This is a genomic window from Mycobacterium sp. E3198 (assembly GCF_001667015.1).
GTDB lineage: Bacteria > Actinomycetota > Actinomycetes > Mycobacteriales > Mycobacteriaceae > Mycobacterium.
In genome coordinates this window covers 25275-48835 of sequence record NZ_LZIS01000123.1, presented here as the reverse complement: position 1 = coordinate 48835, position 23561 = coordinate 25275, and the positions used below count along the sequence as shown (strand labels likewise).

Sequence of the window (23561 nt, the reverse complement as noted above, 5' to 3'; positions counted from 1 at the left end):
CACCGACAAGTCGAACCCGCATCGACGGCGGCCGTGTCACCTTTTGACGCATGTTGAGTAGCGGCCCAAGAACTAGTGTCGTAGCCTCCACTAATGAAAAACGTGATCGCGGGACTTGCGGCATCGGCAATGGTCGGTGGACTCGTGAGCGTGGGCGTCGGGCTCGCGCCTTCGGCATCCGCGGGATGCCAGACCACGGCCCCTTTCGAGTCGTACTGTGACTTTCCGATCCAGCCCAACGGGACCTGGCAGCGCTGTCACGAGGCACCCGGAGACACGATCGATGACGGCCGTGTCGTGACCCAAGGGCCGCCGCGGGAGGAATGTTACAACGTGAACCCCAGCCTGCCCTGGCCTGCTCAGGACGTCGGGCCGCACTTCCACCTCGACTAAGCGCCGATGATCGGGATGAGGTACCGGGCCGCGTAGTCCCGCACCGCCGCTTCGTTTGAGGTGTCGAGTCGGTCGGTGGGAAAGACGATGATGCCGAGGGCGACGCGCAGCAGGATGTCGGCGATATTGGCCAGGTCGGGTTCTGCCACGTCGGCCCCGCACCGCCGCAGGGTGTGGGCGATCCCGTCGGCGAACTGGCCGATCGGAAAGGCCCGCGATCGGGAAAACATCCCCAAGAGTTCGGGCTCGCTTTCGGCGATCCGGGAGTACAGGGGCGAGTCCTGGACCAGGCGCACGCCGAGCGTGAAGGCCTCGATCACGGCCTGTCGCGGGTCACAGCCCGCGGTCGCCTGGTCGAGCGTTCTGAAGAAGAGTTCCGCTTCGCGGCGCACCACCTGCTCGAACAGGTCGTCCTTGGTCGGGAAACGCCGGTAGATGGTGCTGCGGCTGACGCCGGCCCGGGCGGCCACGTCCTCGATGTTCGCCCGACGCACGCCGTAGGTCTCGAAGACCGCCCGCGCGGTATCCAGGATCGTGCGCTCGAGATCGGTCATCTCGCCGAGGTCGCCGGCAAGGCTGTGGTTCGGCATGGTTCACGACCTTCGCGGCAGGTTCGGCACGACGATTTGACACAAAGATACGCGTTTGTTTCTCTGGTTCACAACGTGTGGATGCGCGCGGCGGCGGCGAGGGGACCAGATGACAGCGCAATGGGCTGAACGGGATTTCGACACGGGCGTTCGCGAGGCTGTCCCCATGCCGGTCGACGACGCGATGGCCCAGGCGGTGCCCCGCCTGGGGCCCGAGTCGTTGATCTGGAAGTTCTACGGCGACCACCGCACCCAATTCTTCGGATTCCAGCGCACGGCCGGTGTGGAGAACTGCATCGAGCAGCTCGCCCAGGGCGTGCTGGACCACTCGGTGATCTTCAGCGACACGTTGGGCCGGGCCAAGCGAACCGCGCCGCCGCTGATGAAGACCGTCTACTCCGACGACCCGCACGAGTGGGGGCGCAAGGTCCGGGATTTCCACAAGCCGATCAAGGGCACCGTCAGCGACGGCTCGCGGTATCACGCGCTCAACCCGGAGCTGTTCTATTGGGCGCACGCCACGTTCGTCGACCAGGTCATCTACACGACCGACACGTTCATCCGCCGGCTGTCGCGGGCGGAAAAGGAACGAATCTTCAACGAGGGCAAGGTCTGGTACGGCCTCTACGGCGTCAGCGACCGGGGGCAGCCGCAGACCTACGACGAGTTCGTCGCCTACTGGGACGAGATGCTCGAGCGGTTCGTCCCGCACAAGACCGTCCTGTACGGCACCGGCTACATCCGCAAAGGCATACCGGGCCCGCGCTGGATTCCCAAGCCGCTGTGGAACATCCTCTCGGCGCCGCTCAACGCCTACACCCGCCTGGTGCTGGTCGGGACGCTCCCGCAGCAGATGCGCGAGGTGTGCGAGCTGGAATGGGATGCGAAGAAAGAGAAGCGATTCCAGCGGTTCACCGCCGTGGTGCGTGCGCTCAATCCGCTCATCAACCGGCTGCCGGTGGCGTTCATTTACCTGCCCTGGGCGGCCACGGCGTGGCGCCGCGCGGGCGTCGACCCGCGCCGCCTGCACAACCACGCGGCTTAGCCGAGGCGCAGCAGCCGTTCGGCGTTGCCGTCGTCGTGGCGTACCCACGTCGTGGGCGCCGCCGTGCTGCCCGGCACGCAGCTGGAGCTGACCGTTCCGGCTCGACAGGTCGAGCGCATTGCCGGGTCCGCCCCACGAGCGCGGTGACGTGCAGTTCTACGCGGTGTGGCCCACGCGCGTCGACGAAGATCCGGCGCACCGCTAGCTTCGCCGGGTCGTCCGCACCGACGTCGGCTCTACCCAGCGGTCCGCGAAAGGACGAAGGTGAGACAGTACTGATTGGACGGAGGGGAGCGGCAATGCGGATGACGGGCAATACGGTGCTGGTGACCGGGGGCGGCAGCGGAATCGGCCGCGGCCTCGCCGAGGCGCTCCACCGGCTCGGCAACACGGTGGTCATCGCGGGCCGGCGGCGGGAGCCGCTGCGGGACGTCGCCGACGCCAACCCGGGCATCCGGACGCTGTCGCTGGATCAGGGCGATCCCGCCGACATCCGCCGGTTCGCCACCGAGGTGACCGACCACTATCCGGACCTCAACGTCCTCATCAACAACGCCGGCGTCCAGCGCTTCGAGGACCTCACCACGACCGGCCCCAGCGTGGCGGAGCTGACCGTCGCGATCAACCTGCTGGGCCCGATCCGGCTCACGGCGGCGCTGCTGCCGTCGCTGCTGAAGAAGCCGCGGGCGGCGATCCTCAACGTCACGTCGGGCCTGGCGTTCGTGCCCAGCGCCGTCACGCCGACGTATTGCGCGACCAAGGCGGCGCTGCATTCCTACACCGAGTCGCTGCGCTTCCAGCTGCGCGGGACCGCGGTGCAGGTGATCGAAATCGTGCCCCCGCACGTGCAGACGGGGCTGCAGCGCGGGCGGGGCTTCGACGCCAGCGACCCCAGGGCGATGCCGTTGGACGAGTACATCGCGGAGACGATCGGTCTGTTGGAGGCGCAACCGGAGGCCGACGAGATCATCGTGGAGCGGGTCAAGCCCCTGCGGTTCGCCGAACGCGACGGCCGCTACGGCGAGGTCTACCACGCCTTCAACGACGCCGTCGCCGAGGCGGTCAGGCAGGCGCGCGGCGGCTGAAACCGGTTGGCCACGAAGCGTTTCCCGCGGTGTGGGGCAACGTTCACCGCGCGTGCGCCCGGCGCCCCGCGCGCGGCCCTGCCGAGCCGGCTCCTGTGACAGGATCGGTGGCTATGGGCGATTTTTCGCTGCTCGAGGTTCCCCGGTCGGTTCCGATCCAAGACCCCGAGGCCTATCTGGCCGCCGCGATGGCCTGGCACTTCGGCGAGCACACCGGTTCGCCGTTCTGGCTGCGGACCGCCCGGACGCTGGACTTCGACCCGCTGACCGATGTCAAGAGCTTCGCGGATCTGCGCTTGTTCCCCAACCTCGTCAACGAATTGCGCGAGGTGCCGGTGGAGGATCTCGTGCCGCGCGGCTACGGGTCACCCCCGCCGGTGCCCCAGATATTCGAATCCGGCGGCACCACCGGGGCTCCGAAACGGACCGCGCAGCTGCCGGACTGGATCGCGCAGGTGGTGCAGTGGCAGACCGAGGACTTCGCCACGGGCGGCTTTGTCCGCGGCCACGGCTTTTTGTGCCTGATGCCCGGCGGCCCGCACGGGGTCGGTTACTTCTCCCGCTTGGTGTCCGGGCGGCTGGGCGCCGTCTTCCACGCGATCGACCTCGACCCCCGCTGGGTGAAGAAACTCGCCGCGCGCAACGCGGCCGCCGAAGTGGCCGCCTATGTCGACCACGTCATCGAGCAGGCCGTGTTCGTGCTGGCGACGCAGAACGTCGCCAACCTCCATACGACCCCCCCGCTGCTCGAGGCCATCGCCCGCAACGATCGCGTGGTGGACCTGGTGAACGACAAGATCCGCTACCTGCTGCTCAGCGGTGCGCATGTGGACGCCGACACGCTCGACCTGCTTCGCGACATCTTCCCGAACACGACGATCACCATGGCCTTCGGCAGCACCATGGTGCTCTCGCAAGCGGTCACCCGAACCGCCGACGACGGCTCGTTCGTGTTCGACCCGCGCACACCGTACGTCGTGTTCTGGGTCGTCGATCCCGACACCGGAGAACGCGTGCCCTACGGGCAGCCGGGCCAGGTGGTGATGAACCACATCAGCAGGGGCATGTTCATCCCGAACAACCTGGAACGGGATCTGGCCATCCGAATGCCCGGCCCGGCGGGTCAGCTCAGCGACTCCGTCAGCGCGGTGCGGCCGGTCACCACCTTCGAGGGCGAGGCCGTCATCGAGGGCGTGTACTGACCGATGGGGCCCGAACCAGCCTTCCCCGCAGCGGATTTGGTGCGCATCGACGCCCTCGGTCCGGGCGGCGACTATCGCACCCGCAACCGCGAAATCATCACCAGCACCGCCGGCGTTGCCGTTGCCGAGCTGAGCATCGTTCCCCCGCTGTATGTTTCGCGCACCATCACCGCTCAGCGCAGGATCCGGCCGCTGCCCGTCGGGGAGCGCGAAGCGGCGCTGGGCAAAGCGGCCGAGCTCTTCGCCACCGCCGCCATCGGCGGGCTCGATTTCGAGGACTATGTTCGGCTGGCCAGCGGCATCTCCGGCCTGCCGATCGCGGTGACCCGCGCCGGGGCCCGCGGCGTGGCCGACGCCGTCGCCACCGCCTTCGATGCCGTGCGAGCGGCCCGACCGGTGGGCGCCGCGCTCGACTGGCGCGAGGTGCCCACAGGTGGCGGCGCGGTGTGGGCCCGCCGCGGAGAGGTGTTCGCCGTGCACGCGGCCGGGAATGGCCCCGGCGTACACGGCCTGTGGCCCCAGGCGCTGGCGCTGGGGTACCGCGTGGCGGTCCGCCCCTCGCGCCGCGAGCCCCTGACCGCGCACCGACTGGTGAACGCCCTGCGGCAGTCGGGGTTTCGGCCCGAAGACGCCGCCTATCTGCCCACCGACCACGGCGGAGCCGACGAAATCGTCCGGTCGGCCGACGTCGCCATGGTCTACGGCGGCCAGGACGTGGTGGACAAGTACGCCGGCGAGCCCGCGGTGGTGGTGAACGGACCCGGGCGCACCAAGATCCTGATCACCGCCGATCGGGATTGGCGCGACCACCTCGACCTGGTCGTCGACTCGATCGCCAACCTGGGCGGCATGGCCTGCGTGAACGCCACCGCGGTGCTCTACGAGGGCGACCCCGCCCCGTTGGCCCGGGCGATCGCCGAGCGGCTCGCGACGATCCCGCCGCTGCCCAGCGACGACGAGCGCGCGATCCTGCCCACCCAACCTCTGGAGCAGGCGCGGGCGGTGGCGAACTACCTGGCGGCCAAGGCCGCCGGAACGACGCCGCTGCTCGGCGCCGATCAGGTGGTCGCGGAGGTCGGGGACGGGTACGCCGCGCTGCGCCCGGCCGTGCACCTACTGGCCGAACCCGGCTCCGGCCGGCCCACCGACAAGCTCAACGCCGAGTTGCCGTTTCCGTGCGTGTGGGTGTCGCCCTGGTCCCGGGCCGCCGGCGTCGAGCCGCTGCGGCACTCCCTGGTCGTCACGGCCATCACCGGCGACGACCGCCTACTCGACGACCTGGTCGACGAACCGACGATCGCCAACGTCTACCGTGACCCGTCCCCGACCTTCTACGCGGCCCCCGAAATCCCGCACCACGGCTTCCTGGCGGATCACCTGATGCGCAACAAGGGCTCCGCCGGGATTAGCGGCTGGGCGACCTAGCTGCCAAAGCCTCCGCCGGGGGCCCCGACCGTCGTGGCGCCGCCGGCGCCCAGGCGGCCGGCCGCGAACGCCGCACCTTTGTCGATCATCGACCCGTCGGACGCGTAGGTGTTATGCGCGGCGAAGTCCATGCCGTCCGAGCACACCGGGTCCTGGGGCGCGCACACCTTGATGGTCTTGGGCTGATACAGCGGACCAATGGCGACCGGGGGCTCATTGAGGAAGTTCATCGCGCGTACGTTGGGCATGCCGAAGAGGACGACGGACGAAACGTGGTCGGCCACCGCGGGATCCAGCGGCTTGGGCACCGTGGCGGGGTCGACCCCGTCCGGCACGGCGGCCGAGGTGACGAAGCCCATCACGGCCGCGCCCTGCGAGTAGCCGCCGAGCACCATCTTGGTGTTCGGGCAGTCGTGCGCCATCGACACGACGTGCGCGCCGGCGTCCCTGATGCCGTCGAGGCCGGTGTCCCACTCATTGCTGGCGGGGTAGTTGACCGGATACACGTCGAGCGACTTTCCGCCAACGCGCGAGCGCAGGTCATCGACGAACGCCTGCCCGGTCGGCCCGACGCCCGGGGGCTCACCCGTGCCCCGGGCGAACACCACCTGGACGTCCGGGCATTGGGCGGAGGCGAAGGGGATGGCAGGCGCGAGGACCGAGGCGCTGAGCCCGGCCGCCGCGACCGCCGCGGAACCAAGGAAACGAGGGAGTTGACGTGCGATCATGCCGCAATTGTGCCCATGGAAACCGTTGCCTAAACAGTGTTTTTTCTGGCAATTGTTTCAGAGTCGTAAATTGGCTCGTCGGTTCGCTCGGAGACGGCCGGCACCGGACGATAAACGCGGGCCCAGGGGGCGGTCCGGTAGCCCGGTGTGGTCTGCTAGCTGTAGCCCGAGTCGGGGCGCGCGGTCAAGCCAGAGCCGCACCCTCGGCGCGCAATTCTCAAGTGAATGCGGCAGCGAACGTGAACGTGATGGCACAGCCCTTCCAGCGAGCCCTGGCAGCGGTCACCGACCGAGTGGCCAATCCGGCGCGGGTCTCGGACCCCGACAAGCTGCGCGAGACCGTCTCCGGCAAGACGGTATTGGTGACGGGCGCGTCCTACGGAATCGGCGAAGCGACGGCCCGTGCGATGGCCGCGGCCGGGGCGACGGTGCTCGGCGTCGCCCGGTCGGCGGAAAAATTGGAGGATCTTGCGGCGGCGATCAACGCGGGCGGCGGCCGGGCCGTCGCCTATCCGACCGACCTCACCGACGAGGCGGCCGTCAGCGCGCTGACGAAGCAGATCACCGAGGACCACGGCCCGGTCGACATCGTGGTGAGCAACGCCGGCAAGTCGTTGCGCCGGTCGCTGCACGACCAGTACGACCGCCCGCACGACTTTCAGCGCACCATCGACATCAACTACCTGGGACCGATCCGGCTGCTGCTGGGCGTGCTACCGGCGATGCGGGAGCGCGGCGCCGGACACATCGTGAACGTCTCGAGCGTCGGGGTGCGCCTCGTCCCCGGGCCGCAGTGGGGCGCTTACCAGGCGTCCAAGGGCGCGTTCGACCGCTGGCTGCGCAGCGTGGCGCCGGAATTACACGTCGACGGTGTGGACGTCACGTCGGTTTACTTCGCGCTGGTCCGCACCCGGATGATCGCACCCACTCCGATCCTGGGCCGGCTGCCCGGCATGTCCCCGGATGAGGCCGCCGATGCCATCGCCAAGGCGGTCATCGAGCGGCCCCGCACCAACGAACCGCCCTGGGTGTGGCCCGCCGAGCTGGCGTCGGTGCTGCTGGCCGGGCCCGCCGAACGCGCGGCCCGGTTGTGGCACCGTCGCTTCTTCGCCGATTCCGATGCGCGGGAGGGCCGCTCGTGACGGCGTCCCAGGACGGCGTGATCGCGACGGCGGCGCGGGCGTTGCTGCGGTCCGGACTGCTGGGCCCGCCCTCCCCGGCCGCGGTGGTGCGGGTGATCCGCGAGGCGCGGCGGGGCGGCACGAATCCCTACACGCTGCTGGGCGTCACGGCGGCGCGGTGGCCGGACCGGGCGGCCATCGTCGACGACGACGGCGCCCTCACCTACCGGGACCTGCACCGGGAGGCCGAAGCGCTCGCCCGCGTGCTGTCCGACGGCGGCGAGGGACCCGGTAGCGCGGTCGGCGTCATGTGCCGCAACGGGCGGGGGTTCGTCAAGGCGTTCTTCGCGATTGCGCTCGTCGGCGCCGACGTCGTGCTCGTGAACACGGACTTCCGCACCGACGCGCTGGCCGCCGCGCTGAGCACACACCGGATCACCACGATCGTCGCCGACGACGAGTTCGCCGAGCGGGCGCACGCCGCCCAGGCAGATGTCACCCTCGTCGATCCCGCCACGGTCGATGCGCCCGACGAGGGTCCGCGGCCGCCAGTGGCCGCGCCCGGGCGGATCGTTCTGCTGACGTCGGGCACGACCGGCAAGCCCAAGGGAGTGCCCCGCACCCCGCAGCTGCGTTCGGCGGTGGGTGTCTGGGTGACGATCCTCGATCGCACCGGGCTGCGCACCGGTTCGCGAATCTCGGTGGCGATGCCGATGTTTCACGGGCTGGGCCTCGGCATGCTGATGCTGACGGTGGCCCTGGGCGGAACCGTGCTGACGCATCGCGACTTCGACGCCGAGGCTGCGCTGGCGCAGGCGTCGCTACACCGCGCCGACGCGTTCACCGCGGTGCCGGTGGTGCTCGCGCGCATCCTTGACCTGCCGCAGCGGGTGCGGGCCCGAAACCCGTTGCCCTACCTGCGCGTCGCGCTGTCCAGCGGAGACCGGTTGGACCCCACCCTGGGGCAGCGGTTCATGGACGCCTACGGCGAGATCCTCTACAACGGCTACGGCTCCACCGAAGTCGGCATCGGCGCCCTGGCAACGCCGGCCGACCTGCGGGAGGCGCCCGAGACCGTCGGAAAACCGGTCGCCGGCTGCCCGGTGCGCATCTTCGACAAGAACGACCGACCCGTCGGGCCGCGCGTCACCGGACGCATCTTCGTCGGCGGCGAGCTGGCGAGCGAGGGCTACACGGAGGGCTCGGGGGAGGCCAAGGCCGTCGTCGAGAACATGACGAGCACCGGGGACATGGGCTATTTCGACAACGCCGGACGACTTTTCATCGTCGGCCGCGAGGACGACATGATCATCTCGGGGGGCGAGAACGTCTACCCGCGCGCGGTGGAGAACGCGCTCGCCGAGCACCCCGACGTCGCCGACAACGCGGTTATCGGCGTTCCCGACGAGCGGTTCGGTCATCGACTGGCCGCCTTCGTCGTCGCGCGGCCCGGACGCGGCATCGACCCGTCGGCGTTGCGGGACTACCTGAAGGGCAGGGTGTCCCGCTTCGAACAGCCCCGGGACATCAACATCGTCGACAGCATTCCGCGCAACCCGGCCGGCAAGGTGGTGCGCAAGGAGTTATCCACCTGAGCCGGCCCAGGCCTCGAGCTGCTTGGGTTCGAGCGCGGCGACCCTCTTGGCCAGCCAATTGGGCGCCAGCACCGACACGGCGGTGGTGCCGGCCGTCGCACCGATCACGCCGGACCAGGCGACGGGCCCCAGCGGCGTGCAGCCGAAGAACTGGCTGACGCCGGGGGTCTGGACGATGGCCACCAGGACGCCGGCGCTGCCCAGCGCCGTGGCGATGACCAGCGGGCTGTGGCGGCGCGTCAGCAGCGTCTGCGCGAGCTGCGTGGTGACCAGTGCGGTCAGACCCATGGTCGCCGTGCGGCGTTCGGTGCCCGGGGTCCAGCGGCCGATGGCCCATGCTGCCGTCGCGCCGGCGGCGGTGACGGCGCCGCGGGTGACGATCTGGCGCATGAGCGGAGCGTCGAGCGACGGCGAGGGCTCGGACAGCGCCGCGAGCTGGAAGGCGCGCTGCAATTCCTCGGCGTCGCGGTCGACGCCGTCCTCGTCCTCTTCGGGCTGCGGGTACTGCGGGGTGACGGCTACCGCGAGCGCGGGAAACATGTCGGTCAGCAGGTTCACCAACAGCAGCTGACGCGTGCCCACCGGCGCGCGACCGGTCCCCAGCGCGGTGCCGATGATGGTGAAGAGCACCTCACCCACGTTGCCGCCGACCAGAATGCTGACCGCGTCTTTCACGCCGCCCCACATCCCGCGGCCTTCGACCAGCGCGTCGATCAGCACGCCAAGGTCGTTGTCGGTCAAGACGATATCGGCGGCGCCCCGCGCGGCCGACGAACCGCGGCCGCTCACCCCGATGCCCACGTCGGCTATCCGGATCGCGGCGGCATCGTTGGCCCCGTCGCCGACCATCGCGACCGCCTGCCCGCTGTGCTGCAACGCCGCGACGATCTGCACCTTCTGCTCCGGGCTGACGCGCGCGAAGACTCCGACGTCGGCGGCGAGCTTGGCCCGGGCGTCCTCGTCGAGGGCGGTGAGCTCGGCGCCGTTGACCTCTCGCGCGTCCGACGGCAGGCCGAGCTGGCGGGCGATCGCGCGGGCCGTCACCGGGTGGTCGCCGGTGATCAGCACCACCCTGCGACCGGCCTCGACCAGCGTCTCGATCAGGGGCCGCGCCGACGCCCGCGCGGTGTCCGCCAATCCGACGTAGCCGACCAATTCCAACTCGTGCGCGGCGGCGTCGACGTTATCGGCGTCGGTGTCCTCCTCGGTGGTCCCGCCGTCCCAGCGGCGCTGTGCCACGGCCAGCACCCGCAGGCCTTGCTCGGCCAGGCGCATCACCAGCGACTCCGCGTGGTCGGAATCGGCGTCCGCATCGGCGAACCGGCAACGCGGCAGGATCTGCTCGGGCGCCCCCTTGACCATCAGCATCGGCCCGGCCGAGTTAGCGCTGCCGATCGAGGCGGAGTAGCCGCGACTGGATTCGAACGGCACCTCCGCGATCACTGTCCATTCCGAATCGACTTGGCTGTCAAGAGAATTGGCGGCCGTGAGGATGGCCTCGTCGGTGGCGTGGGCGTGGCCCTGCCCGTTGTGGGGCTGGGTGCACGCCCGCGCGGCGATGCGCAGCACCTCGGCGCCCTGCGGGTCGCCGGCTTCGGGGAGCGGGCCCTGCGCGCTGGTCTCGCGTGGCACAGCGGAAACGACGCGCAGGCGGTTCTCGGTGAGCGTGCCGGTCTTGTCGAAACACACCGTCTGGACCCGGCCGAGCGCTTCGATGGCGCGCGGCGTGCGGACCAGCGCCCCCCGCCGTGACAACCGCTGGGCGGCGGCGAGCTGGGCCAGGGTGGCCACCAACGGCAGGCCCTCGGGAACGGCGGCCACGGCGATGGCGACGCCGTCGGCGACCGCTTGCCGCAGCGAACCACGGTGCGCCAGCGCCAAACCCGTCACGGCGGCGCCGCCGGCCAGGGTCAACGGAAGCACCTTGCTGGTCAGCTCCCGCAACCGGGCCTGCACGCCCGCGGCCGATTCGACATCGGCGATCGCCGTCAGCGCGCGCTGAGCGGCGGTGGCGGCGTCGGTCGCGACGACGATCGCCCGCGCGCGCCCGGCCACGATGGTGCTGCCCTCGAACAGCATGCTTGCCCGGTCGGACTCGGCGGCGGCGACGGGCTCGACCTGCTTGTCGACCGGCAGCGATTCGCCGGTGAGGAAGGACTCGTCGACCTCCAGGTCCTCGGCCACCAGCAGTCGCGCGTCCGCCGGTACCACTTCCGGCGCGGCGAGGTCGATGATTTCGCCCGGGCGCAGCGATTTCGCGCTCACCGTGACGGTGCGTTCGGTCGTGCGAGCCGCCTCGAGCCGGCGGTGCGCCGTCGCCACGGTCGGGAGCACGACGCGGCGCGCGTGCTTTTCCTGCTCGGCGAACAGTTCGGCGACGGCCGCCTCGGCGCGCAACCGTTGCACCCCGCCGGCGATCGCGTTGGCGGTCATCACGCCGGCCACCAGCAGCGCGTCGACGTTGCTGCCGACGATGGCCGACGCCGCCGCCCCCACGGCCAGGATCGGCGTCAACGGATCGGCGAGCTCGGCCCGCGTCGCCGACAGCAGCCGGCCCACCCGGGTCGCCGGACCCCGCAGCGGGGCGACGACCGGGTTGTAGGACAAATCGTCGAGAACCTGTCGCCAGGGCGCGATTCCGGGCTCGACGGCAAGCGGTCGCGTGCGGCTGGTCAGGCGGGAGTAGACGATCTCGGGATCCAGGGCGTGCCACGCCGTCAGCGGCTGCGGCGTGGGGTCGGCCAGGCGCAACACCCTGCCGGCCGAGAAGGTGCCCTGCACCAACGCGGCCGCGGCCGCCGCGTTGACCGGGTTGAGCCAGCGCTGCAGCGCGAGCGGGTTGGCCGAGGCGGGATCACCGGTGACCAGCAGCAGGCCGGCCAGGGTGCTGCCGCCCTTGGCAAGGCGCACCGCGGATTCCGTCGCCTCCCGGGCCACCGGCAGCGCCGACAAGATCCGGACCGCGGCCGCCAGATCGGTGCCGGTGATGATGTCCGCGGTCCACGGCGTCGCCGCCTGCGGATCGTCGAGGGCCACCCCGACGTCGGCGATGGCCAGCGCCGCCAGCGTGTCCGTCGACGCGAAGTCCCGGTGCAGCGCGGTGATGAGCAATACCGGCCCGCGATCCGTCCGCAAGTCGCGCACCAGCTGCAGCAGCGGGGTGCCCGGCGGGTGAGTCACCGCGACGCTGGCGGTCAGGTCTTCGGTCCCGGCGACGTGGCGCAACACCACCCGGGCCCCGGTCCGGGCGGCGGTCTGCAGCAGCGGGATGGCGAACGGGTCGACCTCCCAGCCCACGTCGACGCTGCCGACGCGTTCGCCATCGACCACCAGGTCGGCGTGCTCGAGCCCCTGGGCGGGCGTCGCCGAGGGGCCCTGGGCGCGGATCCAGTGCAACCGTGCGCCGGTGGCCGGCAGCTCGTCCGGGTCCGGTTCGGGCGCCTCCTCCCCGTGCAGCAGCGCGTCGGCGACCTCGTAGACCCGGTCCTCGTCCCAACCCGGGATGTCGCCCTGGGCCTGCAACACAGCGCGGTTGTCGCCCCGCAGCGCCGCTCCGTCGATGACGACCACCTTCACGCGATCCATCCGGCGCAACGCGCCGGGGTCGAGGACCAGTTGTCCGGCGTTGGCCAGCCCGCGGCCCAACACGGCGGCGAACGCCTGCCGGCCGGCGTGCGCCGCTCGCGGCACGCCGGCCAGCAGCGCGCCTGCCGCGTCCTCGGTGCCGCCGCCGGCCAGCAGCGCGCCGGCCGCGGCGATCAGCGAGGCGTTCGCCGCCTGGTCGACGTACTCCTCCACGGGGCCGGCCATCGAGCCCTTCGCGGTGTCGATGGCCGCGTCGATGGCCCCGCCGACCACCACGTGGGAAACCTCGCCCGCCGCGGCCGCGGCCCAATTGTGCCGGGGCGCCTGCGTTTTGGGGCCCGCCGAGGAGATGACCGGAACCACCGGGGCCTGCGGCCGCTTGGGGGAGGCCAGCTCGGGCTCCCGCTCCCGCCATCGCTGCCGGTGAGCCGACGCTTCGGAGATCTGCAGGCTGCGTTGGGCCAGATCGATCAGGGGCGTGCCCACGGCATGGGTCAGCCCGTTGGCCAGGGCGGTCGAGGCGCTGAGCGCGATGTCGGTGCCGACGCGACCGAGCCGCGACTCCAGCACGGCGACCACGCGTGGCTGGTGATTGAGCAGGGCGGCCGCGGCGCGGGCGCTGCGCGGCGCGACGGGCAGCCGACCCAGCCAGCCGGTGACCGCCGCACCGATCGCCGCGACGTCCATCGCCGCCGCGGTCAACGGGACCAGGATCGCCAACGGGTTACCCGGGTCGGCGAACGGCGCGGTCCGTGGTGCCCCCGACCTCGGGCCCGTCAAGTTCAGGTCGGCGGCGACGTGGCACACCGCGTCGCGCACCTCGTCGAGCACCGCGTCGCTGTCGGCCTCGCTCTCGAGTTCGACCACGAGCCGGCCGAGTGCGCCCTCGACGTGGGCGGCGGCCACGCCGGGAATGCGGCGAACCGGTTCCTCGACCACCGCCGCATGCTCGTGCCAGCGCGGAAAGGGCAGCAACGGATCGAGGTCGAAATGCACCCGGCGCCCGCTCTGCCAGCGCACCGGCGGGCTGACGTCGCCGCGGGAGCCGTCGGATTCGGAGCCCACGCCGATCGCCCGGCCCGTGGTGTGAACCATCGACTGGACCACCGGGCCGGCCAGTTCCACCACCGGGCTGGCGAGCATCTGCACCGCCCCCGCCGCGCCGGCCGCGGAGGAGACGCCGGCCCGCACCACCTGCGCGGCCCCGCCGGTCACGCCAGCGACGACGCTGGCCACGCCCGGAATCTTCATTCCGTCACCCTCCACATACGTCTACCGCGCCTAATGATCCTGGCGCGTCACGGGCCTGTCCACAGCTGGGCTGCGCGGACGGCACACGGTGACGCCGACGAGCGCGGCGCGCCGGGATTCGCTCGGTTACCAGGGGGTGCAAATCGCTTCCTTGCGGAAAGGTTACCGGCTTGGGGCACCGCCAAACCTGGGCGAAAACTCGCGCGTCGAGAGGCAGGCTACTGACAGGCGTCACGGTGGGTACGTCGTGGCCGCCGAACTGGGTTGGCGGAACGACGATTTCGAATACCGCCAGTTATTCGGGCGCCCAGAAACACGAATGCGCGGTAGCCGTCGACCGGCTACGCGCGCAGAAGCGGTGCGGGAATTCCGCTACAAGATCCGGTGGTTCGCCCGGCCCACCTGGTAGCCCGCCGGGAAAGACTTCTCGATGACCTGCAGCTGGTGGTCCACCCTGGACTCGAGTTCGAGAACCACGCAGCTGTCGCCGATGGTTTTCGATTCGAGGACGATGTACCGCTGGCCACAATCGGTGATCGGGTCGCCCGAGTGCAATTTCTCGACCGGCACCGACTCCGGTGTTCCGTCCGCCTCCATCCATGACACGTTAGGTCAATTCCGGGACCGAGGGAAGGAACACTTCGCGCGTCGAACGTCGAGTTGTTTGAAGAATCGACCGCTTGAAACCGCCGCCGAAATCCCCGACAACAAGTCGACGCTCGACCGCCTAACTCGGGGCGGCCCCGGGCTGCTTGAAGAACACGCTGACGTGAGAGATCAGGCCGTCGCCGCCCTGCTCGAAAAGGATGCATTCGGGCCACGTCGCGGCCACGCCGTCGATCTCGAACGCCTCGGTCAGCTCCGCGTAGGACACCCGGGAGTCGACGTGCGAGACCCGCTGCACCTGCAGCCGGTGGCCCTGCAGCGTGGTGCACACCTTGCGCAAGTAGGCGACGTAGTGTTGCTTGCCCTCGACGACGTCGCAGAACGGGCCCTCACGGACCAAGCCCTCGTCGGCGATCGTTGCGGCCAGGCCGTCCCAATCGTGTGCGGCCAGGCAGTCCAGGTAGCGCTCGACAACTCCAGTCACGTCGGTGACTCCACGAAAAACACAGTAAGGCACCGTCGGGGCCCGCGAAATACGGTGAACCGGGTGAGAATGATCCGATGAGCGGACCCAGCGCGCCGGAGTCGCCGGCCGAGGCCCCGAGTTGCTACCGGCATCCCGGACGCCGCACCTACCTCCGCTGCAACCGCTGCGAACGCTACATCTGCGCGGACTGCATGCGCAGCGCCGCGGTCGGTCACCAGTGTGTGGAATGCGTGCAGGAGGGGGCCCGAACCATCCGGCAACCGCGGACGCGTTTCGGCGGGCGGCAGCGATCGGGCGCGCCGGTGGTCACCTACGCACTCATCGCCGTGAACGTGGCGGTGTTCATCGCGCAGCTGGCGGTGGGGAATTTGGAGAAGCAGCTCTCCCTGTGGTCGCCGGCCGTCGCGGACGGCCAGCTGTACCGCCTGGTGACCTCGGCGTTCCTGCACTACGGCGCGATGCATCTGCTGCTGAACATGTGGGCGCTGTACGTCGTGGGACCGGCGCTCGAAAGCTGGCTGGGCCGACTGCGATTCGGGGCGCTGTACGCGCTGAGCGGGCTGGGCGGCTCGGTCCTGGTCTACCTGCTGACGACGAACTCCGCGACGGCGGGCGCGTCGGGCGCGATCTTCGGCCTTTTCGGCGCCACGTTCGTGGTCGGGAAGCGGCTGGCCCTCGACGTCCGCTGGGTCGTCGTGGTCATCGCGATCAACCTGGTCTTCACGTTCGTCGCCCCCGCGATCAGCTGGCAGGGGCACCTGGGCGGGCTCGTTACCGGTGTCGTGGTCGCCGCGGCCTATGTCTACCCGCCGAAGCAAGTGCGCAGCCTGGTCCAGGCCGCGGCGAGCGTGCTGGTGCTGGGCGTGCTGGTCGCGTTGGTCTGGTGGCGCACAGGCGTTCTCGTCGCGGAGTTGTACCAATGAGCTGGTGGGTCAGCCACACCGAAAAGACGCTGAGCGAACTCGTGCCCGCGCCGCCGGACGACGTCCGCGATTTCTACGTCGACCTGGACAACATCAAGCTCGTGCACCCGCTGATCGTGTCCGTGCAGGCCACCTCGCGCACCGAAACGCCGGATGGTTACCTGCAGGGCTACCGGGTGGTGGACCGGATCCCGTTGGGGCCGTTCACCATGCGGATCACCTACCGGGCGCGGCTGCACGTCCGCGCCGACGGCGACGTGACCACGGAGGCCGACCAGTCACCGGGGGTGCGCTTGCGCGGGACGGTGAGCTTCGCGCCGAGCGACGGTGGCACCCGGGTCACCGAGCGGATACGGATCGCCGCACCGCGGCCGCTGGCCGGGGTCACCGCGCGCGAGGCGGTCAAGGCGCACGTCGAGATGCTGGCGGGCATCCGCCGCCACTTCGAAACCCGCTGATAGCGGGTCCTGATGGTGGCGACCCGTTTCACCCGGCGACGCCGCGCTCACGATCGCCACTACGCGCCGCCGAACTCGATGATGCCGCGAATGTTGCGGCCGTCCCGCAGGTCCGTGAACGCCTCGTTGATGTCGTCGAGCCGGTAGTGGCGGGTGACCAGCTCATCGAGCTTCAACGCGCCGGCCTGATACAACGACAGCAGCATAGGCACGCTGGTGCGGGGATTCATCCCGCCGTACAGCGCCCCCCTGAGTTGTTTGGCCGACAGCGTCATCTCCTGCAGCACCAACGGAACCGGCGGCTCGGTGAACGGGGTGATGCCGGTGAGCACGCAGATCCCGCCCTTGCGCAGCAGCGACATCGCCAACGGGATCAGCTCCGCGCGCACGACGCCGGGGCAGACGACCACCCGGTCGGCCATGACGCCCGCGGTGATCTCGTTGACCAACGGCATCGCCTCCTCGGCGGAGGCGACGGTATGCGTGGCACCGAAGAACTTCGCCGAATCCCGCTTGGATTCAACGGGATCGACGGCCACGACATATTTCGCGCCGACGGCGCGCGCACCCTGCAGGGCGTTCATCCCAACGCCACCGGTGCCGATCACGACGACGGTGTCGCCGGGCTCGGTGCCCGCCGATATCGTCGCCGATCCCCAGCCGGTGCTGACACCGCACGACACGAGGGAGGCGGCGTGGAACGGAGTCGCGTCGTCGATCTTGATGACCGACCGCTCAGACAGCACCGCATATTCGGCGAACGTGCCGAGTTGCCCATAAGCCAACAGGTTTTCGTCACCCAGGTGCCGGCGGCACGTGCCGTCGGTCGGCATCTCCTTGGTGAACAGGCTCGCACCGATATCGCAGATGTAGCTCTGACCGTTCACGCAAAACCGGCAATTGCCGCACGCGGGAATGAACGACAGCGCCACGCGGTCCCCGGGCCGCACCGTCGTCACGCCAGGCCCGACCTCTTCGACGACGCCCGCACCCTCGTGGCCCCCGAGGAGCGGAAACCAGTCCGGTGCCGGCTGACCGCTCGCGGCCAGCGCCTCCGGCGTCGGCACCACATCACCGGTGAACAGGTGATCGTCGGAGTGACAGACTCCGGCGACGGCCATCCGCACCAGGACCTCGCCGCCCCGGGGCGGGTCGAGCTCGATGTCGTGAATCTCCCACTCCCTGCCGACCCCGCGGATCACAGCGGCGCGACACTTCATTGCGACCTCCTCGACGGGTTCATGGCGCGATCCACTGCGACGCCAGCGCGAACTCCGACAGATACTTCGTCGAGCTCCAGCCGCCGTCGACGACGATCGTTTGCCCATTGATGAAACTTCCGCCCGGCGAGCACAAGAACGCGACGGTGCTGGCGATGTCGTCGATCGTGCCCAACCGCTGATGCGGGGTCATCTCGGTGTTGATCTTGCGGAATCGCTCGTCCGCCAGGCGCTTCTCGACCATGGGCGTCATCGTCACACCGGGAGCGACGGCGTTGCAGCGGATGCCCGACGCCCCGTACTGGCAGGCGATGTGCGTGGTCAAGGCGGTCAGGCCGCCCTTGGCGGCGGAATAGGCGCCGCCGCGCAGCCCGCCGATGACGGCGAAGGTGGACGTGATGTTGACAATTCCCGAGCCGGGCCGCAGATGGGGCAGCACGTCACGCGCGAGTCGAAACGGCGCCCGCAGCATCAAACCCAGGAAGTAGTCCAGGGTTTCGTCATCGGTTTCGTGCAGCGGCTTGGGGCTGCCGACGCCGGCGTTGTTGATCAAGAAGTCGATGTGGCCCCACCGAGAGACCGCGAGATCCACGATGCGTTGCGGCGCGTCGTCGTGGGTCAGGTCGACCGCGAGCGTCGCGACGCGATCCGGATCGCCGACGGCCGCTTCCAGTTCGGCCAGGCGGCCCTCGTCGCGGCCCGCGCCGACGATCGCCATGCCCTGCTCGGCAAGCCTTTTGGCGCAGCCCAGGCCGATGCCGCTGCTGGCCCCCGTGACGATTGCAACCTGCATCTCACCCATCCTTAGTCGGCGGCGCTCAGCGCGGCTCGGATCTGATGCTTGAGTATCTTCCCGGCGTCGTTTTTCGGGAGCGCCTCCCAGATGACGACCTGTTCCGGCGCTTTGAATTTCGCGACGCCCCTGCTCTCGAGGTGCGAAAGCAGGCTCGCGACGTCCGGTCTCGCCGCGCCCGCGGGCACGATCACCGCGCAGGCCCTTTCCCCGGTGCGTTCGTCGGGCAGCCCGACGACGGCGATCTCCGCGATGCCCGGGTGCGCGGCGAGCAGGTCCTCGACTTCCTTGGCGGAGATGTTCTCGCCGTTGCGGATGATGACGTCCTTGGCCCGCCCGGTCACCACGAGGTACTGGTCATCGACCCAGCGTCCGAGGTCTCCGGTGCGGAAGAACCCCGCCGCATCGAACGCGTCGGCGTCGTCCTCGGAATGCCGGTAGCCCAGCAGCATCTGCGGGCCCCGCACGCAGATTTCCCCGTCGCCGGGCGGCGCGGCTTCATGCGCGGTGAGCCTGATCTCGGCGATGCCGGGCCTCCCGTCGGTCGCTGCGGCCTGCTGGGCTTCGTCGCGTCGGGGTGCGCCGACCGTCGCCACGGGCACCTCCGTGCAGCCGTACACCCGGGTGACCACCGCTTGGGTGAAATACTCGGTGGCGCGGCGGATCAGCGAGGGCGATACGGCGGCGCCGCCGCAGATGAACACCCTCAGGTCGGGCAGTCGCGTGCCGGCGTGCTCGGCGGCCGACAACAGCTGCTGCAGGAACGGCGTGGCCCCGGCCATGTGGGTGCACCGCTCGGCATTCATCAGCGCCACGGCCGCGGCGGGATCCCAGCGGTCCATCAGCACCGCGGTGGCGCCCAGCAGCAGCGGGCATTCGAAGGCATAGATCGAGCCGCCGATGTGGGCGATCGGCGATCCGACCAGGAACGCGTCGCCCGAACCGATGTCCCAGCTGTCACGGATCTGACAGATCAGCGCGTGCATCGAATTATGGCTGTGCAGCACGCCTTTGGGGCGGCCGGTGGTGCCGGAGGTGTAGAGGACCATCCGCACGGCGTCCGGGTTCAGGGACGGCAACGCCGCGGGGCCCCGCTGATGCCTTACCAGGGCCGGGTAGGGCGTGTGGGGACCGGGTTCGCCGCGCAGCACCACCACTTCGGGGGCCGGGCGCATCGCGGCGGTGACGCGCTGCAGCATCGCCGCGTAGTCGTGCCCGCCGAACCGGTGCGGGATGAAGACCATTGCGGTTTCGGCGTCTTCGAGGATCACACGCAGGTCATGGTCGCGCAGCGACGGCAGGATCGGGTTCACCACCATCCCGGCCAGCGTCGCGGCCAGGTAGATCACGGCGGTCTCGTGCCAGTTCGGCAGCATGAACGACACGACACTGCCGACGGGCATCCGCGCCAGCAGGGCGGCCGCGAGCCCGGTGGCCTCGCGATAGAGCGTGGCGCAGTCCAGCCGAGTGTCCCGGTCCACCAACACCGTTCGCCGTGGTGCGGCCTCCGCCGCCGCGCGCAACGAATCGGCCAGCGTGGTGTGCACCCACAACCCCCGCCGGTAGGCATCGGCCGCGAGCACTGCGTCGCGGTGCGCCGGGGCGATCACCGCTTCACCTCAGTCCGCATCGTTCACGCGGCGCATGGTCATCGCATACCGAAAGCTCGACGAGAGGTGAGTGTTGATCGTCACCTGAGCGACCTCCCCGTCGGAGGTCTTGTACGTGCGGCGCATCTGCAGCGCCGCCGTGCCCGCCTCGACTCCGAGACCGTCGGCCAGCTCGCGCGGGAGCAGCACCGCGGCGATTTCCTGGCGCAACTCGGCGATGCTCACGCCGAACAGGTCCTCGATCAGCGGAAAAATCGGCCCGGTGTGGCGTTGTAGCAGCCTGCCGACCGCGGCGAACGTGCGGTTGATGTAGTACTCCGTTCGGCACAGGGGCACCGGCGCCCCGTCGGCCCGCCGGTAGCCCCGCACCGTCAGCCACTGAGTGCCGACCTGCAGCCCGGTCCGCGCGGCCAGTTCGTCATCGGTCGTCACCATCTCGTTGGACTCGATGGTCAACTGCGCACCGGAGGCGAACGCGAGCAGGTCGTCGATCGACATCGTCTCCTGCGCATAGGAACTGGACGCCGGCCGGGGCACCACGCGGGTGCCCGCGCGGGGCCGCGACGCGACGAGGTTGTCCTCGCGCAGCCGGCGCAGCGCTTCGCGGACCGTGTACCGGCTGACCGCGAATCGCTCGCACAGTTGGTGTTCGGTCGGTAGCTGCGAGCCCACCGGATACACGCCGTCGACGATCTCCTTGCGCAGCGTGCGCGCGATCTGTAAGTAGCGATGCTCGCTGGAGAGGGCTTGCGACATCAGCGGCCGTCCCGGGACCGGCGCACTGCCAGGACGCTGCCGTCACCATCGGCCGAGACATAGAGAGTCCCATCGGCGGCGGCGACGCCGGCGAACGGGCCCTGCGGACCGGAAAACGGCGGCATGCCTTTCAGCGGTTTGGGCACCACGCCCGGCGGCGGGCCGACCGGTAGGCCCGATGCGACGGTCTGCCGGATCCCGCCGTCCATATCGAACGCGATCAACTCCTTCGCGCCGGCATCGACGACGTAGAGGACGCCGTCGCGCACGCAAATGCCCTGGGGGCGTTGCAGGTCGGCGACCGCGGTGTCGACCCGCGACCCGGCCACCCTGACCACCCGTCCGGCGGCGGCCTCCGCCACCAGGCAGGCCCCATCCGGGCCCACCGCGACACCGACGGGATCGCGCAGACCGGTCGCCAGCACTTCGATGCCCCCCGCGCGCAGCGACAGCAGCCGGCCCGTACCCAACTCAGCGAAGACCACGCCGCTCGGACTCAGGGCGACGCCATAGAGCTGGTCGAAACCGTCGGCCAGCACGTCGGTTTCGCTCGCCTCCGGCCGGTAACGGGCGACCTGGCCGCCGGACGTCGTGACGACGAACTCGCCGGGTCCGCTCGATACGACTCCCCGCAGGAAGCCGGGATAGCCGGGGCTGAACAGCATTCCCACCGTGTGCAGGGAGCCATCGGGCAGGACGGTGTAGAAGTAGGTGCCGTCGGCGATGTACAGCCGGCCGTCGTGGCCCACCGCCAGGTCCAGCGGCCAGTTGAGGCCGCCCGGAAGCACGGATCGCGTTGTGCCGTTTGGCGTTACCTCGGTGATCTCGCCGGTGAAGTTGGATACGAACAGCCGGTCGCCGACGAAGGTGCAGTTGTCCAGCCCGGGATTGAGTTGGGCGAGCAGACGCTGTTCGCCGTTGCGGGGATCGATGCGCAGCACCTGCCCGCTGGCCACCTGCGTCGAGACGATGTGGCCGTGTGCGTCGAACTTGACCGAGTCGGGGACGCCGAGATCGCTTGCGACACACTGCGGCTCGCCGCCGTCGGGGTCCACGCGCCAGATTTCGTTGGCCCCCATCACCGGGAAGTAGAGCAGCCCATCCGGCCCGACCTCCATCGCGTTCGGCGACGGCACGCTTTCCAGGAGCACCCGCGGCGGTCCACCCGCCAAGTCGAACTCCAGCAGCCGCCCGCCCTCGCGGCATTCCCCGACGAACAACCGGCCCCGATGGAAGGTGATGCCGTTGGCCGACGGCACGTCGTTGCGCAGCACTCGCGTTCGACCGCCGGTGTCACGCACGCTGACCCGGCCGTCCATCACCTCGGTGGCATAGAGGTTGCCGCCGGGGTCGAACGCGACGTCGTCCGGCGCGACGATGTCGCCGCCCTTGGGGCTGGCGGTTGTCAACTCCCCGGTGCGGTGATCGAGCGCGCTGATCTGGCTGCCGGTCACCTGGGCGATGTAAATGCGACCGTCCGGGCCGGTGCGCAGGCCATTGGCGCCGAACAACCGGCTGGGCGCGGTGATCCGGTCGATCTCCCACCCTTCGGCCGCCTCGAGTGGCTGCGCCACCGGATAGCGCGAGGGCTGCGTGGAGTTGGCCCGTGCAATGGACATGCGCTGCCGAGGTCCTTCCGTCCGCCGATTGAGCTGGACGTTATCAATTCCTTCTAGTCCAGACAATAGGCATTAACCGGCCTCACCTCGGCCTTGACAGCCGGCTCCACCGATGGGAATAGTGTTCTCCAAAGGACAGAACGCGATATTTTGTCCAGACAAACTAGCGGGTCGCGGCGGCCGGCAGTGTCTGGGGCAGGGAAAGCAGGGCATGGACGATCGCGAGGACTTCCTGGGGCTCCGCGGTCGCATCGTGGTGGTTTCCGGCGCCGGCGGCGGCGGCATCGGCACGACCGTCACCGCCATGACGGCCCGCGCGGGCGCCACCGTGATCGCGGTGAGCCGGTCGAAGGAAAACCTCGACGAGCACGTCGCCCCGCTGGCACAACAGGGCCTGGCAATCGTGCCCGTCGCGGCGGACGCGTCGACGGAGGAAGGCATCGCCGCGGTCATCGACCAGGCGCGGCGCGCCGACGGCAGCCTGTACGGGTTGGTCAACGTCGCGGGCGGCGCGGAGCCGTCGACGTGGATGCCGTCGACCCGGGTGGCGCGCAGCGATTGGCGCAAGATCTTCACCGACAACCTCGAGACGGCGTTTTTCATGAGCCAGGCCGTCGCCGCCGAACTGGTCGAGCAACAGCTGCCGGGATCGATCGTGTCGATCTCCTCGATCAGCGGCATGAACACCGCGCCGTTTCACATCGCCTACGGCACCGCGAAGGCGGCCATCGCCGCGATGACGCGCACCATGGCGCTCGAGCTGGCGCTGGCGGGTATTCGGGTGAATGCCGTGGCGCCGGGCGTCACCGAGACCGCGGCGTCGCGCACCTACGTCGACGACGACCCGGATCGGGACAGGCGGGCGATCGCGATGGGCCGCCGCGGGCGGCCCGAGGAGCAGGCCGGCGCCATCCTGTTCCTGCTCTCGGAGTTGTCCAGCTACGTGACCGGCCAGACGCTGCTGGTCGACGGCGGACTCGACCTGAGATGGAGCCACCTCGCCGGCGACAACACCTCCCTGTTCCTCAAAGACGAATCCTTCCGCGCGGCCATGAGGAGGATGTGAAAT

General features: G+C 70.0%; 20 protein-coding genes. 9 read left to right on the top strand and 11 right to left on the bottom strand.

Annotation, left to right across the window (positions count from 1 at the left end):
• Positions 1 to 389 precede the first annotated feature (389 nt).
• On the bottom strand, positions 390 to 983 hold the full coding sequence (locus A5673_RS14005; protein ID WP_068233022.1) for a TetR/AcrR family transcriptional regulator: 594 nt from the start codon (positions 981 to 983) through the stop codon (positions 390 to 392).
• Positions 984 to 1092: 109 nt separating this feature from the next.
• Between A5673_RS14005 and A5673_RS14000 the strand changes: the two genes are divergently transcribed.
• On the top strand, positions 1093 to 2028 hold the full coding sequence (locus tag A5673_RS14000; RefSeq protein WP_068233019.1) for an oxygenase MpaB family protein: 936 nt from the start codon (positions 1093 to 1095) through the stop codon (positions 2026 to 2028).
• Here the strand turns inward: A5673_RS14000 and A5673_RS30335 are convergent.
• Positions 2025 to 2147, bottom strand: a complete 123-nt coding sequence (locus A5673_RS30335; RefSeq protein WP_255396646.1) for a hypothetical protein — start codon at positions 2145 to 2147, stop codon at positions 2025 to 2027. The two genes, A5673_RS14000 and A5673_RS30335, sit on opposite strands and share 4 nt — an antisense overlap.
• A 180-nt stretch (positions 2148 to 2327) precedes the next feature.
• Between A5673_RS30335 and A5673_RS13995 the strand changes: the two genes are divergently transcribed.
• The 3 genes from A5673_RS13995 (at position 2328) to A5673_RS13985 (ending at position 5740) form a co-directional block, all read left to right on the top strand.
• Complete coding sequence (locus A5673_RS13995; protein WP_068233016.1) at positions 2328 to 3113, top strand: SDR family oxidoreductase; 786 nt, start codon at positions 2328 to 2330, stop codon at positions 3111 to 3113.
• A 107-nt stretch (positions 3114 to 3220) separates the two neighbouring features.
• Positions 3221 to 4315 carry an AMP-binding protein gene (locus A5673_RS13990; RefSeq protein ID WP_068233012.1) on the top strand — a complete coding sequence of 365 codons (1095 nt, stop codon included), beginning with the start codon at positions 3221 to 3223 and terminating at the stop codon, positions 4313 to 4315.
• A gap of 36 nt (positions 4316 to 4351) precedes the next feature.
• Positions 4352 to 5740: an aldehyde dehydrogenase family protein gene (locus A5673_RS13985; RefSeq protein WP_068233009.1), complete on the top strand. Its 1389-nt coding sequence runs from the start codon at positions 4352 to 4354 to the stop codon at positions 5738 to 5740.
• On the opposite strand, the gene A5673_RS13980 is transcribed toward A5673_RS13985, so the two are convergent.
• Positions 5737 to 6468, bottom strand: coding sequence for a cutinase family protein (locus tag A5673_RS13980; protein ID WP_068233006.1), 732 nt, complete (start codon positions 6466 to 6468; stop codon positions 5737 to 5739). The genes A5673_RS13985 and A5673_RS13980 overlap by 4 nt on opposite strands.
• A gap of 248 nt (positions 6469 to 6716) precedes the next feature.
• On the opposite strand from A5673_RS13980, the gene A5673_RS13975 reads away from it, so the two are divergent.
• Both A5673_RS13975 and A5673_RS13970 read left to right on the top strand, forming a co-directional pair.
• The gene (locus A5673_RS13975; protein WP_082958727.1) at positions 6717 to 7610 is read left to right on the top strand and encodes an SDR family NAD(P)-dependent oxidoreductase; all 894 of its coding nucleotides are present in this window, start codon (positions 6717 to 6719) and stop codon (positions 7608 to 7610) included.
• Positions 7607 to 9184 (top strand): AMP-binding protein, encoded by a 1578-nt coding sequence (locus tag A5673_RS13970; protein ID WP_068233001.1) that lies wholly within the window; start codon positions 7607 to 7609, stop codon positions 9182 to 9184. Before A5673_RS13975 ends, A5673_RS13970 begins: the two co-directional genes overlap by 4 nt.
• Here A5673_RS13970 and A5673_RS13965 read toward each other — a convergent pair.
• From A5673_RS13965 to A5673_RS13955, 3 genes are all read right to left on the bottom strand, one after another.
• Positions 9173 to 14020 (bottom strand): cation-translocating P-type ATPase, encoded by a 4848-nt coding sequence (locus A5673_RS13965; protein ID WP_068232998.1) that lies wholly within the window; start codon positions 14018 to 14020, stop codon positions 9173 to 9175. The genes A5673_RS13970 and A5673_RS13965 overlap by 12 nt on opposite strands.
• A gap of 372 nt (positions 14021 to 14392) precedes the next feature.
• The gene (locus A5673_RS13960) at positions 14393 to 14617 is read right to left on the bottom strand and encodes a hypothetical protein (RefSeq protein WP_066971295.1); all 225 of its coding nucleotides are present in this window, start codon (positions 14615 to 14617) and stop codon (positions 14393 to 14395) included.
• Positions 14618 to 14747: 130 nt separating this feature from the next.
• Entirely contained in the window at positions 14748 to 15110 is a 363-nt protein-coding gene (locus A5673_RS13955) for a nuclear transport factor 2 family protein (protein ID WP_068232995.1), read from the bottom strand.
• Positions 15111 to 15187: 77 nt separating this feature from the next.
• On the opposite strand from A5673_RS13955, the gene A5673_RS13950 reads away from it, so the two are divergent.
• Positions 15188 to 16036, top strand: coding sequence for a rhomboid family intramembrane serine protease (locus A5673_RS13950; RefSeq protein WP_068232992.1), 849 nt, complete (start codon positions 15188 to 15190; stop codon positions 16034 to 16036).
• Positions 16033 to 16494 carry an SRPBCC family protein gene (locus A5673_RS13945; protein WP_068232989.1) on the top strand — a complete coding sequence of 154 codons (462 nt, stop codon included), beginning with the start codon at positions 16033 to 16035 and terminating at the stop codon, positions 16492 to 16494. Before A5673_RS13950 ends, A5673_RS13945 begins: the two co-directional genes overlap by 4 nt.
• A 59-nt stretch (positions 16495 to 16553) precedes the next feature.
• On the opposite strand, the gene A5673_RS13940 is transcribed toward A5673_RS13945, so the two are convergent.
• From A5673_RS13940 to A5673_RS13920, 5 genes are read right to left on the bottom strand one after another with little or no spacing between them, the layout of a single operon-like run.
• Positions 16554 to 17696, bottom strand: a complete 1143-nt coding sequence (locus A5673_RS13940; protein WP_068232986.1) for an NDMA-dependent alcohol dehydrogenase — start codon at positions 17694 to 17696, stop codon at positions 16554 to 16556.
• Positions 17697 to 17733: 37 nt separating this feature from the next.
• On the bottom strand, positions 17734 to 18516 hold the full coding sequence (locus A5673_RS13935) for an SDR family NAD(P)-dependent oxidoreductase (RefSeq protein ID WP_082958721.1): 783 nt from the start codon (positions 18514 to 18516) through the stop codon (positions 17734 to 17736).
• Between the two features lie 2 nt (positions 18517 to 18518).
• Entirely contained in the window at positions 18519 to 20114 is a 1596-nt protein-coding gene (locus A5673_RS13930; RefSeq protein ID WP_369806484.1) for an AMP-binding protein, read from the bottom strand.
• Positions 20115 to 20126: 12 nt separating this feature from the next.
• Entirely contained in the window at positions 20127 to 20873 is a 747-nt protein-coding gene (locus A5673_RS13925) for a GntR family transcriptional regulator (protein WP_068232981.1), read from the bottom strand.
• A complete protein-coding gene (locus A5673_RS13920; protein WP_068232978.1) occupies positions 20873 to 22492 on the bottom strand; it encodes an SMP-30/gluconolactonase/LRE family protein in 1620 nt (539 codons plus the stop codon). Before A5673_RS13920 ends, A5673_RS13925 begins: the two co-directional genes overlap by 1 nt.
• 211 nt (positions 22493 to 22703) lie before the next feature.
• Between A5673_RS13920 and A5673_RS13915 the strand changes: the two genes are divergently transcribed.
• Positions 22704 to 23558, top strand: a complete 855-nt coding sequence (locus A5673_RS13915) for an SDR family NAD(P)-dependent oxidoreductase (RefSeq protein ID WP_068232975.1) — start codon at positions 22704 to 22706, stop codon at positions 23556 to 23558.
• Positions 23559 to 23561 lie beyond the last annotated feature (3 nt).

Coding starts and splice junctions, on each gene's coding strand:
- A5673_RS14005 (WP_068233022.1), bottom strand. CDS start 983: ATGCCGAACCACAGCCTTGCCGGCGACCTCGGCGAGATGACCGATCTC.
- A5673_RS13980 (WP_068233006.1), bottom strand. CDS start 6,468: ATGATCGCACGTCAACTCCCTCGTTTCCTTGGTTCCGCGGCGGTCGCG.
- A5673_RS13920 (WP_068232978.1), bottom strand. CDS start 22,492: ATGTCCATTGCACGGGCCAACTCCACGCAGCCCTCGCGCTATCCGGTG.
- A5673_RS13945 (WP_068232989.1), top strand. CDS start 16,033: ATGAGCTGGTGGGTCAGCCACACCGAAAAGACGCTGAGCGAACTCGTG.
- A5673_RS13960 (WP_066971295.1), bottom strand. CDS start 14,617: ATGGAGGCGGACGGAACACCGGAGTCGGTGCCGGTCGAGAAATTGCAC.
- A5673_RS13975 (WP_082958727.1), top strand. CDS start 6,717: ATGGCACAGCCCTTCCAGCGAGCCCTGGCAGCGGTCACCGACCGAGTG.
- A5673_RS13950 (WP_068232992.1), top strand. CDS start 15,188: ATGAGCGGACCCAGCGCGCCGGAGTCGCCGGCCGAGGCCCCGAGTTGC.
- A5673_RS30335 (WP_255396646.1), bottom strand. CDS start 2,147: ATGCGCTCGACCTGTCGAGCCGGAACGGTCAGCTCCAGCTGCGTGCCG.
- A5673_RS14000 (WP_068233019.1), top strand. CDS start 1,093: ATGACAGCGCAATGGGCTGAACGGGATTTCGACACGGGCGTTCGCGAG.
- A5673_RS13935 (WP_082958721.1), bottom strand. CDS start 18,516: ATGGGTGAGATGCAGGTTGCAATCGTCACGGGGGCCAGCAGCGGCATC.
- A5673_RS13995 (WP_068233016.1), top strand. CDS start 2,328: ATGCGGATGACGGGCAATACGGTGCTGGTGACCGGGGGCGGCAGCGGA.
- A5673_RS13925 (WP_068232981.1), bottom strand. CDS start 20,873: ATGTCGCAAGCCCTCTCCAGCGAGCATCGCTACTTACAGATCGCGCGC.
- A5673_RS13915 (WP_068232975.1), top strand. CDS start 22,704: ATGGACGATCGCGAGGACTTCCTGGGGCTCCGCGGTCGCATCGTGGTG.
- A5673_RS13965 (WP_068232998.1), bottom strand. CDS start 14,020: ATGAAGATTCCGGGCGTGGCCAGCGTCGTCGCTGGCGTGACCGGCGGG.